Genomic DNA, 15,035 nt, shown 5'->3' on the forward strand with positions numbered 1-15,035 from the left:
TCTTCTTGCGGGCCGGGGCGCTCATGCGCCCTTTTCCAGAGGCGGTGCCGGTTCGGCGGCCGAATCTGCGCCGCTTGCCCCCTCACTTGCCGCCGCCACAAGCGATTCCATCGCGCCGTCCATCTCAAGACCCGCCTCCTTCAGAAATTCGCTCGCAGTACGGTAATCGGCCCCCATCCACAGCGGCAGCCCGGCGGCGCTGATAGCGTCACGCGCGGTTTCCTCCTTGGCAGAGAGCGCTTCCTCCGACACGCGGCGAATGAATATTGCCGCGATCCGCTCGGGATATTTCTCGGCGACCGCGCCGAAGGCGACGAGATCCTTCTGCGTGTCGTCGCCGACCATGGCGAAGCGCAGGTGCGGGTAGGAGGCAAGGATACGCTCGATCGCATCCTGCTTGTGCGATCCATGCCCTTCGGAGCCCAGCGTCTTGCGGTTGAAGCCCCAGTCGCGCAGCATGATCGGGCCAAGCGGCATTTCGCGCTGGCGCTTGAACGTGACGAGGTAGGAAAACAGGTTCCACGGGCTGGAGGAGACGTAGAACACCGGACGCGGACGTGCCTGCGGGACGGGAATGTCCTCGGGCGATTGCTCTGCGCTGACGTCCACATCCGCGGCACCGCCCAGCGCCGAGTAGAAATCCTGCGCTCCCGGTACGACTGTGCGCTGACCCGGCATCTGCACCATCACGCGCTTCCAGTTGCGCAGGATCGCGCGGACATTGCCGGTGATGCCGGTCTCGACGATTGTGTCGTCGATATCGGAAATGACCCCGATGCCTGCATCGCGTCCGGGTGCGAGCACGAAACCCGTCGTCTCTCCCGCCGCATGGCCGTCTTCATGCGCGGCCCAGCTCAGCCGCACCCGCTCCCAACCAGAATTCATCGGCAATTCGTGATGCGCATCGAAGGAAATCTCGAACCGCGCAAAGCCCTCCGGCCCGGTGGTTGCCTTGTGCCGCAGCACATCGCCCGAACCCGTTTCAAACTCGAGCTGGATATGCAGCCCCTCGACCTCGTGGCTGGCATATTGGCCGAGCATGGTGCGAAACGAGCCGAGCACCGTGCGATTGTCGAATGCAGGCTCGGCCCCGCGCAGCGCACGGACCGGAAGGAACAGGCTTTCGGTGTTGCGATAGCCGAAGAAGGGTTGGACCCGAAGCGGACCGCGATTCGCGAATAGACCAAACATAGGCTCAAGCGGTTAGCGGCTCGATGCGGCTCGCGCCAACCTGCACGATCAGGAATTCAGCCGCTTAGCCGACGAGTTTGCGGGCCGCGCGCTCGATCAGCGCGATATCCTCGTCGATTTCGCCGACCATGCTGACGCCGCCGTTGCCGTCGCGGCGGACCATGACGAGCGAGAATTCCGGACCCTTGCCGGACACCGCTTCGAGCGTGAGTTCCTGCAATTCGCGCAGTTTCCTGGCGAGAGCGCTGCGAATTTCGTCATCCGGCTCGACCGTCTTGCCCGTTTCCTCGCGGCGCATCCGGCGCTCTGCGGCGACCACGCCCTTGAGGCCGCCCTTGGCCTCGGCAAGAAAATCGGCAAGCGATCCGCGTTCAAGGTTCATGCGGTTCGCATGGTTGAGCGCAGCGGCGTATTCGGTCAGGCGGGTCTTGTCGTAATCGCTGCCGAAGACGAGCTTTACTACCGGAGTCATCGGAGCACGGTCCTGGAAGGTCAGCCCGCTTTCCTCGATCAGTTCGCGGTATTCGTCCGGCGCATCCTTGGCGGCGAGCGAGAAATCGTAGGCGCGGCCAATCGCTGCATAGAGCGCGTTGCGGCTGCGATCTTCGGAAATCCGCGCAGCTTCGGCCAGTTCGCGGGCCGTGGCGAGGAAGTCGTGCAGGCCAGCATCGGCATCGAGCTCGGCGACCGGAACATTCGCATCATTGCCGGCATCACGCGCATCGGCGGTGAATTCACCGGCCGCGACGTAGTTCATCGGCTCCGGAACCACCGGTTCGACCGCAGGTTCGGGCTTTTCGAGCAGCGGCTGGCTGGCCGGTTCTGCTTCGGAATCTTCGGCATGGTGCAGTTCGGCGTCGTCCGCATCGCGGTCCGCTGCAGGTTCGCCGTCCAGCGGATCGGTGACCTGCTCGCTTTCCTCGATGACGGGCTCTTCCAGCGAATCGTCGAGCTCGTAATCGGACGGGTCGAATTCGTCTGCGTCAAGATCGACTGCCTTCTTGGACGGTGCTTCGATATAGTCCGAAAGCGACGCGAAGCTGTAGCCAGCGCCGCCTTCGTCCTCGTCATCCTCATCATCGGGATCGTCGAGCGAATACTGGCCGAAATCTGGCATCGGAAGCGCGTCGCCCGAGCCGGTATCATCCGCTTCGCCGCTGAGCGAGGCAACATTGTCGGATGCGGCATCGGCTGCACTCGGGACACCATCGGCGTCATCGCCGGTTTCGCCGGCAATGCCCGACACTTCGGCGGCGACTTGCGCCTCTGCGCCGAGTTCGAAGACATCGTCGTCGAGATCGCTGGATACAGGCTCTGCCGCTCCGGCAAGCGGTGGCGCATCGCTCTCGGCTGCGGGCGAATCGGCCCATTCTGTCACCGGGTCGGAGTGATGCTTGTGCGGCTCGTCCTCGGTTTCGCCGAAATCTTCCGGGTTCTCCAGAGCCTGGTCGATTTCCAGCAGCAGCTCGTCCGCGGTCATCTGGTCGGCGATCTCTTTCCAATTGATCACGCCGTAGATGAAATCGATCGTCTCGTCGTCGCTGGAAAAGGGCAGCAGGATACCGCGATACATGATCGAGGCTCCGCGCTGGTTGACGAATTCCGCTTCGAAGCCGATCGGAGCCTGGTTGGCGAGAATCTGCATGTAGTGGTCGGTGATCCGGCTCAGCAGCGAGCGCGGCGGGACATCGGACAGCTGGGCGATATGCCCCTTGGCGCCGCATTCCTCGGCAAGCTTGCCGCCGAGATATTGCACCGCCGGGTCTTCGATGCCGCCGGAGAAATCGAGCAGCACGGAATTGGGTCCGAAATCGGGAAGGTTATGCGGTTCAAGGTCTTCGATCGAAGGGAAGGTGCAATCGCCGAGCAGGCTCGCCCAATGATTGTAGGCACGCACTTGCATCCGGCGTTCGTCTTGGCCGATTGCCTCGGGCGGAAGGTCCCGCACCGCATCTTCGTCTTCGTGGGCATCCCAATCCTGGCTGTCACTCGCCAAGTCGCTGGAATCAAATGTGCCCCGGAGATTGTCCATTGCCTAATCCGCCCCTTGTTTAACGGTTTCAAGCGCGGTTCTGGCAATGCGTGGTAAACATTGCGTTAAGTCATCTTGGAAAACTCCGCATGCCGCCTGTGCGAAGCATTGGCGTCACCCGTGGTCCGCCAAACCCTTAACGGCTGACGTCACGCTGGCCGGTGACCATCGGGCGGCGTTCTCAGAGGAAATATCGCATTGCGATGGTGAGTTCCTGCGCCGCCGTGCCGTGATCGAACACCGCATCCTCGAACTTGGGTGGGCCCATGCGCACCTTGGCATCGCGCGAAAAGCCGTAGCCTTCCTTCGGCATCATGCCGAGCGCGCGGTCGGCCTTGCCATTGTCGTTTTCGTCATGGAGCAGCGCAATGGCGTAGCTACCCGGCGCGACACCGGTGAAACGGATCGTGACCACTTCACCTGCGGGGACGACGGTGCGGTGAGAGGCGGGATCCTTGATGCATCTGGGGAAGATTTCTTCCTTCGTCGTCATGCAGGCGCGCACCACACCCTTGGCCGAGCGTAGGTCGGTCACAGTGATCGTGACTTCGCCCGCTGCTGCCGGGACCGCCACTCCCGTCAAGGCCGCCGCCAGGGCAAAGAAACCTGCGCGGATCATGCCCGCGCCCTTTGCGGCGTGTGACCGGCCTGTTCGACGATGCGCTGCGACAATCCGCGATCGGTCCCGCAGACCCGGTCCCAAAAGCGAAAATACAGGCCGAAATTGCATCGATATTCCTCGTGATGTCTTTCGTGATGGCTTGCGGTTATCAGCCAGTTTCCCAACCGGGAATGAACAAGCCGGCGCGGAAACATCTCCCAGCCCATGTGATTGGTGACGCCCATGATGGTCGCGGTCGTCAGCACCGCCCCCAGCATCGCGATATGGATCGGGACGATAAAGACGAGCGCCGGGATCAGCAGGGCGCCGGTGAGCGATTCGATCGGATGGAAGCTCATCGCGGTCCAAGCCGTCGGCGGGCGGCTGTCATGGTGGACGGCATGCATGATGCGAAACAGCGCTGGATGATGCATCGCGCGGTGGCTCCAGTAGAACCACGTGTCCTGCGCAAACAGGTAGATGAAAGCGGAGACGGGCAGGTACCACAGCGGATAGGCGCTGAATTCGGCATAAAGCTGCGTCCAGCCCAAGTGGTTCCAGGCCCAGAAGATCATCCCTGCCGGCGCGCCATAGATGACCGCCGCGATCAGCGACCAGCGGATCTCGCGCCCGATCTGGCGCTCCTTCCCGTCATACAGGCCGGGCCGCAGCCGCTGGGTAAGCCACGCGAACAGGCCCGAGGAGGCGAAGTATCGCAGCGCAACGAAGCCCGAGGTCACGGCGCTCACGATAAACAGCGCGAGCAAGATAGGCATATCGGCGGGAAGCATCGCAGCCGGTTATGACGGAAATCGCAGCGCCGCGAAACCGCTTATCCGGCGCTGTCGATATCGCCGCAATGCGGGTCGATCAGCGCGGTGTGGCGGCGCATGGCAGTGCGGGCAAGCCGCTCCACCTGCACCTTGCGCCGCGCCGCTGCGAGCGGATCGAGCGGAGCGTGGCGCAATATCTCTGCATCGTATCCATCGGCGACGATGATGCCGCAGGCATCCGGCTGGTAGGCCTCGCTTTCAAGCGAGGCGCGGTCGAGGCCCGGCGGGACGCCCCAATAGAACCGGTCGCAGTAATCGAGGTAGTCGGGCCATTTGGCATCGCCCAGCAGATCGCCGCGCGCAACCTTGATCTCGACAATCACGATCAGCCCCTTGGCATCCACACCCATCAGGTCGGCGCGACGCCCGTTCTTGAGCGGCATTTCCGAGGTGCACCAGATATTGTTGCGAGCAAACAGCCGCATGATCCCGCGCGCAACGTCCTGTGCGGTGGTTGGGGGAGCCGAATCGATTATGGCGGGCGGTGCGGATGTCATGCGGCATGATTGGAACATACCGCGAACGCAGTCAAGCGTCTCCCTGAACGGTGCTGCGTAACGCGGCGCTGCGCAGGGTCAGGCCGCGTCGCGCGTCCGGATCATCCCCAGCACATCGAGCACCGCTTCGCGGGCGAGATGAAATTCGCGCCACAGCGCCTGCGCAGGCGCGGCCACGTCCTGACCGCGCGCGGCGATTACCTTGAGCGCGGAAAGGCCAGGCTGCATCATCGCATCGATATCCTCGACGCCCTGCCATGCCAGCTCCTGCTGCCATTCCTGCGCATTGCCCAAAGCGGCGGCAAGATCGGCGCCGCCGGCATCGAATGCTTCAGGCGCGAGCCCGGCATAGGCGGCGATCTCGGCGGCCTGCTCGTGAAGTTCCTGCCAACGCTGTGCCAGCGAGGCGACGGGGCGCCTGGCCCGCTCGATGGTTTCGCGCATGGCGCGGGTTTGTTCAGGAGGAAGTGCGGACATGGAGCAAGAGTTACCTCGAGTCCCTTGCCGAAGTGTTAACTGCGCGCTTCATGAGGAGGCGCGCGATTATTGGGTGGCACAGGCTCACAGGTCTTGCTAAGCGCCGCGCGCAGTGCAATTCGTGTCACGCGATTGCCAGCTCGCTTACAAAGGCGATCCGCACCCGTAGCTCAGCTGGATAGAGCGCTGCCCTCCGAAGGCAGAGGCCAGAGGTTCGAATCCTCTCGGGTGCGCCAGTTTTTCCGCGTTATCGCTTCTCTATCTGAACACCTTAATCCTGCCTGGGCCGAATCGAGGCTTGCCTGCATGGCCGAACGTGTCATTCTTTCCGTTGAGAGGGGGGAAGCATGATGCGCAGAGCAGGTCCGAGTTTGCTGGCCTCATTGATGTTTGCGTTGGCAATGCCGCTCCACACGGCGCAGGCACATCCGGCTTCGGAAACGATATGCGCCCCGTCCTCGATTGCCGCAGGCCGCAGCGAGTTCGTGTTCTCCGATTGGGCGGGGCCCGACCTGACTGTCTTCCTCTATGTCCCGCCCGCGGCTCGATCCGACGACTGCACCGGTTGCTTTCATCATGCACGGTGCGCGGCGCGATCCGGAGCGCTACCGCGAGGAGTGGATCGACCAATCGGATAAAGGCGGCTTCATCATCGTAGCGCCCGAATTTTCGCGCGCTGATTTTCCGCGCGGTGCGCATTACAATCGCGGAGCCGTGCTCGAATTTGCTGACGAGCCGCTCTGGTCGTTCTCTGCAATCGAACCGCTGTTCGATGCGGTGGTGGCGCGGCTCGGCGGATCGCAGGCCGGCTATACGCTTTATGGCCATTCGCTACGGGTCGCAATTTGTGCACCGCTTCCTCTTCCTGAAGCCGGGCGCACGAGTGACGCGCTACCTTGCCGCCAATGCCGGGTGGTATTCATTCCCCGATCTCCTTGTCGATTACCCCTATGGCCTCGGCGGGCTTCCGGTGTCGGAAGCGCACCTGAAAGCGGCGCTTGCCAAGGATGTTGTCGTGCTCCTTGGGGACCGTGATGTCGATCCGGACGGCGCCTCGCTCAATCGCTCCGATGGCGCGATGGCTCAGGGTCCGCACCGGTTTGCGCGCGGGCAATCGTTCTTCGCTGCGGCGCAGGCACTGGCGAAAGAAAAGGGCTGGCCATTTGGCTGGTCGCTGCGAGTGGTCGAGGGGGTCGCGCATTCCAATCGCGGTATCGCGGTCGGCGCGTCCGACCTCATTGAATAACGGCACGGATGCCTACCCGAAATCAAGGCCGAGCGCTGCGCCTCCCAGCAGGTAGATCCCCGCGGTAATCAGCGCGATGCCGATCAGGTTGAGCACCAGTCCGCCGCGCGCCATCTGCGCGATAGTCACCGTGCCGGTGCTGAAGGCGATGGCGTTGGGCGGTGTCCCGACCGGCAGCATGAATGCGCAGGTTGCGGCAAAGGCGGCGGGCACCAGCAGCGCCATCGGGTCCATGCCGATGCCCAGCGCCACTCCGCCAAGCACCGGGATGAAGGTGGCGGCGGTCGCAGTGTTGCTGGTCACCTCGGTAAGGAACAGAACGATGCCGACCACCGCGGCGATGATGAGGATCACCGGTAATGCGCCCAGCCCCGAAACCTGGTTTCCAAACCAGTCGTCGAGGCCGGTTCCCGCCACGGCTCCGGCAAGGCTCAGCCCGCCTCCGAACAGCAGCAGGACGCCCCACGGCAAACCGTTCTCGGCGTCTTTCCATACGAGCGCCATTTCGCGCCGGCCGCGCCCCGGCAGCAGGAACAGGGCAACACCCGCAGCGATGGCGATGACCGTGTCGTTAAGCTCGCCCAGCCACGGCGCAGCCGCCGCAATGGACGGCACTTCGGACAGCAGGCCCGGCACGATCCACATGAACGCCGCGCCGCCGAACACCAGAGCGACAACGCGCTCGCCCTGGCTCATTGCGCCGAGTTTGGTGATCTCGTCCTCGATCAGCTTGTCACCTCCGGGGATCTCCGCGAGGTCGAACCGGTAAAGCACCCGCGTCATCAGCGCCCACGCGATGAGGATGAAGATCGCGGCGAGCGGCACGCCGAGCATCATCCAGTCGACAAAGCCGATATCGATGCCCAGTTCATCGCTGGCATACCCTGCGATGATCGCATTGGGCGGGCTGCCGAGCAGCGTGCCGAGGCCGCCCATGCTCGCCGACCACGCGATGGCGAGGACGAGGCAGATACCGAAACGCGCAACATCGGGATCAGGATTGTCGCCCAGCGGGTTGCCCTCGCCCGACATGCTCCCGCCGGACACCAGCGCCAGCACCGAAAAGCCGATCGGCAGCATCATGAGCGTGGTCGCCGTGTTGGACACCCACATCGAGAGGAACCCGGTGGCGATCATCATGCCGAGCACGATGCGGCGCGGCGACACGCCCACGCGGCGCAAGGTCAGCAGCGCGATGCGGCGGTGCAGGTTCCACTTCTCCATCGCAATCGCGATCAGGAACCCGCCCAGGAACAGGAAGACAATCGGGCTGGCATAGGACGCGGTCGTCTCGCCAACGCTGCGCTCGGTCATGGCGGGGATCAACACGATGGGCAGTAGGCTGGTCGCGGCCAGCGGGATTGCCTCGCTCATCCACCACACCGCCATCAGAGTAGCGACGGCAGCCACCCAGCGCGCGTCGGCGGGCAGCTCTGCGGAGCCGAGCAGTGTGTAGACGAGCGCCGCGAGCGCGAGCCCAGCGATGCGGAACGTCCAGGTTGTCTTGGCCGAGCGTGCATGGGCGCCGCGCGGCGCGCCGTAATCTTCGAATTCGCCCTGATGATGCGCTATTGCGTCTCTCCCGGCTGGCGCGTTGCCTCGATCGTGCGCTCAACCTGCTCGATAGCGGGCGCGGCGACTGCATCGGTAGCCAGCAAGGCGGCAATGTCTTCGCCGGTCAGGTGCTGCGTGACGCGCCGCTCTGCGATGAGAGCCTCGGCAAACCCCTGATCGGCGGTGAGCGCGTCCGCGATCACCTGCTTGACCAACGCCTCCGCATCGGTGCGCGGCATATGATCTGCGAGCGCAAAGGCGACCTGCTGCGACATCGCGAAACCGCGCGTCCGGTCGATATTGCGCTGCATGGCGGCGGCGTCGACTTCCAGCCCTTCGAGCAACTGAGCAAGGATGCGCAGCGCGCGAGTGCTTTCGACCGAGATTTCCTCGATCACCGGTGTGAGGCGCGAGGTGTTGTCGCGCTCGAAGAAATTCACGACGTCATCGGCGAGCACTTCGCCGAGGCGCGGGATCGTGCGTCCGGCGTGGATCAGGCGTTCGGGCAGGCGCGGATTGCGCTTGTGCGGCATGGAGGAGCTGCCGACCGTGCCTGCCGGCAGGCTTTCGCGCACTTCTCCGATGTCGGTCCCCTGCAGCAGAAATATTTCCTGCCCGATGCGCTGGTTCGATTTGGCGATCAGGCCGAGCAGCAGGCCATATTCCGCGATCACGTCGCGCGCGCCGTTCCAGTCTGCGGGGTAAGGCGCATCGAAGCCCAGCTCGCTCGCAAACCGCTGCTCGACTGCGATGGCTTCGTCGCCAAGGCCCGAATAATTGCCCACCGCGCCTTTCAGAATGGCGGAGCGGCGCACGCGTTCGCGAAGCTGCGACAAGCGAACGCGGTGGCGGTCATATTCGCCAATCCAGGTGCTGACCTTCTTGCCGAAAGTGATCGGCTGCGCATGCTGGCCGAGCGTGCGCCCGATCATCGGCGTCGCCCTGTGCTCCTCGGCAAGCTCGCTCATCGCTGCAATGTTCCGGACCAGGCAGGCATCGAGCGACTGGACCGCCTTATCGAGCCCGAGCATGGTCGCCGTCCCGTAGATATCGACCGTCGTGGCGCCATAATGCACAGCGGCGTCTGCCTCGTCCGAGAGGCTTTCGCGCCAGACATTGAGCAGCGCGACCATGCGGTGACGCACGCGGGCATATTCCGTATCGAAGGCGTCTTCCGGTACAAGCCCGGCCCGGGCCTTGTCGGTGATTTCCTGAGCGGCGCTGGCCGGGATTATCCCGCTTGCCGATTGTGCTCGGGCCATTGCGGCCTCGACGTCGAGGATCGCCTGAGTGCGGGCCTCGTATTCGAACAGTTCCGAAACTTGGCCGACCGAGCAGGTGGCTGCAGCGGCGGGCGAGGCGGCGGCCATCAGCGCCGCGCCGATCACGCACCCGGTGCAGCCGAATTGCCAGATTTTCCGCCGTGCCCCTCGCATTCCTGCCATAGACCGCATTTATGGCAGAGCCGTCAATCGCTTATGGTGCAGCTGCGCGTCTGCGAACACCATAGGCGGACAAATTGGAATGAGGGGGCGCTCTTGGCGCGCAGGGCAATCGTGATCGGTGCAGGGGTGATCGGTATCGCCAGCGCTTATGCGCTCGCCCGAAGAGGCTGGGCCGTGACCATCATCGATCGGGCGGAGGCGCCGGCAATGGGAACCTCTCACGCCAACGGCGCGCAGCTGAGCTATTGCTATACCGATGCCCTGGGTAGCCCGGCCACGCTGGCCGCACTGCCTGCGCTGCTGCGCGGCAAGGGCGGCGTGTCGATGCGGCCCTTGGGCGGGCCTGATTACCTGCGCTGGCTTGCCGCGTTTGCGCGCAATTGCACCGCGGCCAGGTTCCGCGAAAATACGCTGGCAGTGCTCCAGCTGGGGCTCGAATCGCGCGCGGCGATGGACCGTCTGTGCGCGGCGCATTCGCTCGATTTCGGGAGGAAGGTGACGGGCAAGATGCTGCTGCTGCACTCGGAGGCGGAAAAAGCCCAAGCGCTCCAAAGCCGCGCGATCAAGCAGGGTGCAGCCGATTTCGAGCAGATCGTGCTGGAGCGTGAGGAGCTGGCGGCGCTCGACCCGGCGCTGGAAACGCTCGCGGACGACATTTGCGGCGCGATCCACACGCCCGAGGAAGAGGTCGGCGATCCATTTGCATTCTGCGCCGCGATGATGGCGCTCATGACGCGCGAATACGGCGTCGCCGCACGCTTTGGCGAGGGGGTCGCTGCGATCGAAGAGGCATTGCCCCGCGCCCGCGTCAGGCTGGAGAGCGGTGAGCATCTGGAGGCCGACATGGTCGCCGTCTGCTCCGGGATGGGCAGCAACCGCCTGCTTGCGCCGCTCGGCGAGCGCGCGGCGATCCAGCCGATGAAAGGCTATTCGTTTGAAATGCCGCTCGCCAATGGATCGCCGCGCATTTCGGTGACCGATGTGAAGCGGCGGATCGTTTTCGCCAATCTCGGCGACCGCATTCGCGTCGCCGGATCTCGCCGCGCTGGGGGAGGGTACGACCACGATCGAACCCGAGCGGATCGAGGCACTGCAACGCGTGGCGCATGATTGCCTGCCCAATGCCGGCGATTATTCTCGCGTTTCGAAACCGTGGGCCGGGCTGCGTCCGGCAACACCCAATTCCCAGCCGATCATCGCCCGGCCCCGGCCCGGCCTAGCCATCAATGCGGGGCACGGCGCGCTCGGCTGGACGTTGGCAATGGGATCGGGCGAGCGGCTGGCTGCGCTGCTGGAATAGGTCACACGTCGTCGGCGGATCTCGTATTCCTCGACATCGATCTCGCCCGCCATGCGCCCGACCGCTACCGCGACGGTCGCATCGCCCGTCACATTGGTCATGGTGCGCATCATGTCCATGATGTGATTGATCCCGGCGACCAGCGCGATCGTCTCCAGCGGCACGCCGATGGCGCTCAACACCAGCCCCATCATGATGAGGCCCGACCCGGGTATCCCCGCTGCCCCGACCGAGCCCAGCGTCGCGGTCAGCGCGATCAGGATGTACGACGTCCATGTCAGCTCGATCCCGTAGAGCTGCGCGCCGAACAGCGCGACCAGCCCCAGATACATCGCCGTCCCGTTCATGTTGATCGTCGCGCCCAGCGCCACGACGAAGCTCGAGACCGAGCGCGAGACGCCGAGATTGCGCTGGACGCAGCGCAAAGTCACCGGCAGCGCGGCGTTGGACGAAGCGGTCGAGAACGCAACCGCCTGCGCATCGATGATCCCGCGATAGAAATCGATCACCGGTAGCCGGGCGATCAGGCGCAGGATCAGCGGATAAATCACCAGGATGATGATGAAGCACCCTGCGTAATTGAGCGCCACCATCGTCGCGAGCGGCCAAAGCGCTTCGAAGCCGAATGTGCCGGTCACCCACGCCATCAGCGCGAACACGCCAAACGGGGTCAGCTCCATGACGATCATCGTCATCTGCTGCATCACCGCCGCGCCCGCATCGACCGCCTTGGTGATCGGCGCGGCTTCCTTTCCGGCCATCAGCAGCGAGATACCGAACAGCAGCGCGAACACGATGAGCGGCAGGATCTGACCCTCCGCCATCGTCATAACCGGGTTTTCCGGGACCATTGAAAGCAGCCGCTCGGTCCAGCTGAGCTGCGGCGGCTGGATGATCTCGGCATCGGCGGGCAGGGTGATGTCCAGCCCCTCGCCGGGTTTGAAGATCGTACCCATCGTCAGCCCGAGCGATATCGAAGCGAGCGCGGTCACCAGAAACAGGGCCATCGCCTTCCCGCCGACATTGCCGAGCCGTTTCAGATCGCCCAGCGCAGCAATCCCCGAAACCAGCGAGAAGAAGATGAGCGGCACGATCAGCATCCGGATCGCGCGGATGAACAGGTCGCCGATCCAGCGGATGCTCTCCGCGTCTTCGCCAAGCGCAATGCCGGCGGCGATGCCCAGCACCAGCGCGCCCAGCACGCGCTGCCACAGCGGGATCGCGAACCAGAATTTCAGCACGAAGTGTCCTTGAGCAGAGGCTCGCCCGGCAGCGCGCCGGTATGCTCGCCGCCTGCGATAACCGGCACGCCGTTCACGAAGAGGTGGACCACGCCGCGCGACAATGCGCGCGGGGCCTCATAGGTCGCTTGCGGGGCGAAGCGCTCGGGATCGAAGACGACGATGTCGGCGGCGTAGCCAGGGCGCAGATAGCCGCGGCCTTGCAGACCGATGATGTCGGCGGTCTGCCCGGTGCTGCGCTGGATGAAGCGCGCAAGGCTCATCGTGCCGCCCTGCACGAAATCGCGGTAGGCCTTGGGAAAACTGCCATATTTGCGCGGGTGGCCGGTCGATCCGTCGGAGCCGGTCACGACCCAATCCTGCGCGGCGAATGCGGCAATGTCGTCTGCGTTCATGTTGAAGGAGGCAAGCCGCGCATCGCCGCTTGCGAGGATGGCGAGCGCTGCATCGACCGGCTCGGACCCCTCGTCCTGCGCAATATCGGCGAGGGTCTTGCCTACAGGTGCATTTGAGCCTGACAGCTGGCCAGTCACCAGCAGCTTGTCCGCCCCGCCGCGCCGGGCAATGGCCTCGATCATTTCCGCGCGAATGCGCGCGCGCATTTCGGCGTCCACCAGCCTGCCGCGCAGGGCAGCAAGTCCGCCTTCAAGCGCCCAGCGCGGGACCAGCGCATTGCTGACGCGCGCGCCGGAGGCCGACCACGGATATTGATCGGCGGTCACGCGCTGCCCAGTTGCGCGCGCTTCCTCGATCATCGCGATCATCTTTGCGCTGTGACCCCAGACCGCCGGGCCAAGCGTCTTGATATGCGCGATATGAACCGGAAGCCCGGCCTTGCGGCCAATGTCGAGCGTTTCCGCAACCGCTCCGGTGACGGTGATGTTGTAAGTGCTCTCATCGCGCATATGCGTATCGTAATACCCGCCAAAGCCCGCCGCGATGCGGGCTAGCGCGATGACCTCTGCGGTCTCGGCATAGTTTTGCGGAACGTAATAGAGCCCGGTCGAGAGGCCCCAAGCGCCTTCGCAAAATGCGGCGCGGGTGAGCTGTTCCATCTGCGCCAGTTCCGCGGCGCGGGGCGCGCGGTTGTCGCTGCCGAGCACGGCGCGCCGGACCGGGCCGAAGCCGACGAGATAGGCTGCGTTGGTGCCGATGCCGCCGGTTCGCGCGGCTCTCGCGGTTGCGGCGATATCGAAATTGCCGCCGCCATCATTGCCGACGACGGTGGTGGTCACGCCCTGATAGGCGAAGGGCAGGTTGGCGCGGCGATCGCTCTCATCGGAGGCAAGGTCGCTGCCCGCATGGGTGTGGGGGTCGATAAAGCCGGGCGCAACGACCAGCCTGCTTGCGTCAATCCGCCTCGCACGCGGATAGCGCGAGCCCGCATTGTCGCCGATATGCACGATCCGGCCTCGCTTGAAAGCGACATCGGTCGCGACGCCTGCAGACCCGCTGCCATCGAAGACGGTCCCGCCGGTAATGAGCGTGGCCACGTCCTCTGCGGTACCGGGGGCGATGTTTCAAGCATCGTGACCATCATCGCCATGGCCGCTTCGCGCCCGATACGCTTGATCAGCTCGCGGTCCGTCTCATCGCCGATCTCGAATGTGATTCCCGGAGCCCCGTAAACGTCGAAAGCGTGCGCCTTGGAGATCGGCTCGTCCGGCAGTGTGGCGCGCATCGCGGTCCACTGCGTATCCCGGCATCCGCTCCTGATAGAGCTCGAGCCACTTTTTCGTGAACAGCGGCGGGTCCGTCGGCAGCTCGTCGGGAATGGTGTAGAACACGTCGCGATTGGTCGAGTGAAAGTCGATCAGCAGCCGCAGGTCGCGTGCCGGATCGCGCTCGATCGCGGCCAGCACCCCGTCCATCAGCGCCGTTTCGGGCTGGGTAAACGGCCCCCAATCGCGGTTGAGGTCGACGCCGCCGGTATTGTGCCGCCAGTGACCGCGCACCACGCCATCGGGGTTGAGCAGCGGGACCGTGATTGTCTCGAACCGCGCGCGGTAGGCTTTGGCCAATGCGCTGTCGCCCATGATCGTCTCGACGAACGGCAGCATGGCCAGGGCGCCGGTCACTTCGGGCGGGTGCTGGCGTCCGACAAGCACGACCGTTTCGCGGGGGGCGGCGCCGGGATCGGCGATCCGGAGCTGCCTGATATCGCGCCCTTGTGCGGATTTTCCGAGCAGCGACATCTGCGCAAACGGCGCTCTCGACATACGGTTCAGCCACGTATCGTAGACCGATGGCGGGAAAATTTCCTGCGCGGCGACGAACACCGGCTCATCGCCAAGTTTCAACGTGAGCCGGGCCGTGCGTTCTCCGCGTTCGCCTTCGACTTCAACGGCGCTTTTCGGCATGAAGAACCAGTTCACTCCGTCAGTGCTCGTCTTGGGCCAGTAACGGTGCCCGCAAGTCGTGTAGTCGAGATCGATGGTTATGCGCGCGGCGCGGCGCGGTGTGGCGCGAAAGGCGTACCACGGGCTGCAATTGATATCGCCGTCATCCTCTGGCGCGATCGTCAGCTTGAAATGGTCCGCGCCTTTCGTCTCGCAATCGGCATAGGCCCCTGTGGGAAAGCCCTTGTCGATGGCCGCAGCATTGCTCGCGCAGATTTC

At 64.3% G+C, this 15,035-nt stretch carries 11 protein-coding genes, 1 tRNA gene and 2 pseudogenes; 3 read left to right on the plus strand and 11 right to left on the minus strand.

Annotation, left to right across the window (positions count from 1 at the left end; genetic code table 11):
* Nucleotides 1-21 precede the first annotated feature (21 nt).
* The 6 genes and pseudogenes from AC0L39_RS00310 to AC0L39_RS00335 all read right to left on the minus strand — a co-directional run bounded on the left by AC0L39_RS00310 (nucleotide 22) and on the right by AC0L39_RS00335 (nucleotide 5,631).
* A complete protein-coding gene (locus AC0L39_RS00310) occupies nucleotides 22-1,191 on the minus strand; it encodes a phosphatase domain-containing protein (protein ID WP_473259794.1) in 1,170 nt (389 codons plus the stop codon).
* Between the two features lie 1,309 nt (nucleotides 1,192-2,500).
* A pseudogene (locus AC0L39_RS00315) lies at nucleotides 2,501-3,223 on the minus strand (PAS domain-containing protein); the annotation flags it as partial.
* Between the two features lie 181 nt (nucleotides 3,224-3,404).
* Nucleotides 3,405-3,842, minus strand: coding sequence for a DUF2141 domain-containing protein (locus tag AC0L39_RS00320; protein WP_473259795.1), 438 nt, complete (start codon nucleotides 3,840-3,842; stop codon nucleotides 3,405-3,407).
* The gene (locus tag AC0L39_RS00325) at nucleotides 3,839-4,615 is read right to left on the minus strand and encodes a sterol desaturase family protein (RefSeq protein ID WP_473259796.1); all 777 of its coding nucleotides are present in this window, start codon (nucleotides 4,613-4,615) and stop codon (nucleotides 3,839-3,841) included. The genes AC0L39_RS00320 and AC0L39_RS00325 overlap by 4 nt, the downstream gene beginning before the upstream one ends.
* 41 nt (nucleotides 4,616-4,656) lie before the next feature.
* Entirely contained in the window at nucleotides 4,657-5,154 is a 498-nt protein-coding gene (locus AC0L39_RS00330; protein ID WP_473259797.1) for an MmcB family DNA repair protein, read from the minus strand.
* 78 nt (nucleotides 5,155-5,232) lie between these two features.
* A complete protein-coding gene (locus AC0L39_RS00335) occupies nucleotides 5,233-5,631 on the minus strand; it encodes a hypothetical protein (protein ID WP_473259799.1) in 399 nt (132 codons plus the stop codon).
* 159 nt (nucleotides 5,632-5,790) lie between these two features.
* Between AC0L39_RS00335 and AC0L39_RS00340 the strand changes: the two genes are divergently transcribed.
* Together AC0L39_RS00340 and AC0L39_RS00345 are read left to right on the plus strand one after the other, a co-directional pair.
* Nucleotides 5,791-5,867, plus strand: a tRNA-Arg gene (locus AC0L39_RS00340).
* 584 nt (nucleotides 5,868-6,451) lie between these two features.
* Entirely contained in the window at nucleotides 6,452-6,877 is a 426-nt protein-coding gene (locus AC0L39_RS00345) for a hypothetical protein (RefSeq protein ID WP_473259801.1), read from the plus strand.
* A gap of 12 nt (nucleotides 6,878-6,889) precedes the next feature.
* Here AC0L39_RS00345 and AC0L39_RS00350 read toward each other — a convergent pair whose 3' ends face one another.
* A complete protein-coding gene (locus AC0L39_RS00350) occupies nucleotides 6,890-8,449 on the minus strand; it encodes an SLC13 family permease (protein WP_473262451.1) in 1,560 nt (519 codons plus the stop codon).
* Nucleotides 8,446-9,876 carry a lyase family protein gene (locus tag AC0L39_RS00355; RefSeq protein ID WP_473259802.1) on the minus strand — a complete coding sequence of 477 codons (1,431 nt, stop codon included), beginning with the start codon at nucleotides 9,874-9,876 and terminating at the stop codon, nucleotides 8,446-8,448. Before AC0L39_RS00355 ends, AC0L39_RS00350 begins: the two co-directional genes overlap by 4 nt.
* Nucleotides 9,877-9,909: 33 nt before the next feature.
* On the opposite strand from AC0L39_RS00355, the pseudogene AC0L39_RS00360 reads away from it, so the two are divergent.
* Nucleotides 9,910-11,107 (plus strand): annotated as a pseudogene (locus tag AC0L39_RS00360) (FAD-dependent oxidoreductase); the annotation flags it as partial.
* Here the strand turns inward: AC0L39_RS00360 and AC0L39_RS00365 are convergent.
* From AC0L39_RS00365 to AC0L39_RS00375, 3 genes are all read right to left on the minus strand, one after another.
* Complete coding sequence (locus AC0L39_RS00365) at nucleotides 11,008-12,417, minus strand: dicarboxylate/amino acid:cation symporter (protein ID WP_473259804.1); 1,410 nt, start codon at nucleotides 12,415-12,417, stop codon at nucleotides 11,008-11,010. The pseudogene AC0L39_RS00360 and the gene AC0L39_RS00365 overlap by 100 nt on opposite strands.
* Nucleotides 12,411-13,910, minus strand: coding sequence for an N-acyl-D-amino-acid deacylase family protein (locus tag AC0L39_RS00370; RefSeq protein WP_473259806.1), 1,500 nt, complete (start codon nucleotides 13,908-13,910; stop codon nucleotides 12,411-12,413). Before AC0L39_RS00370 ends, AC0L39_RS00365 begins: the two co-directional genes overlap by 7 nt.
* Before the next feature lie 96 nt (nucleotides 13,911-14,006).
* Nucleotides 14,007-14,792, minus strand: a complete 786-nt coding sequence (locus AC0L39_RS00375) for a M14 family metallopeptidase (protein ID WP_473259808.1) — start codon at nucleotides 14,790-14,792, stop codon at nucleotides 14,007-14,009.
* Nucleotides 14,793-15,035 lie beyond the last annotated feature (243 nt).

This window comes from Erythrobacter sp. K21-9, assembly GCF_055808355.1.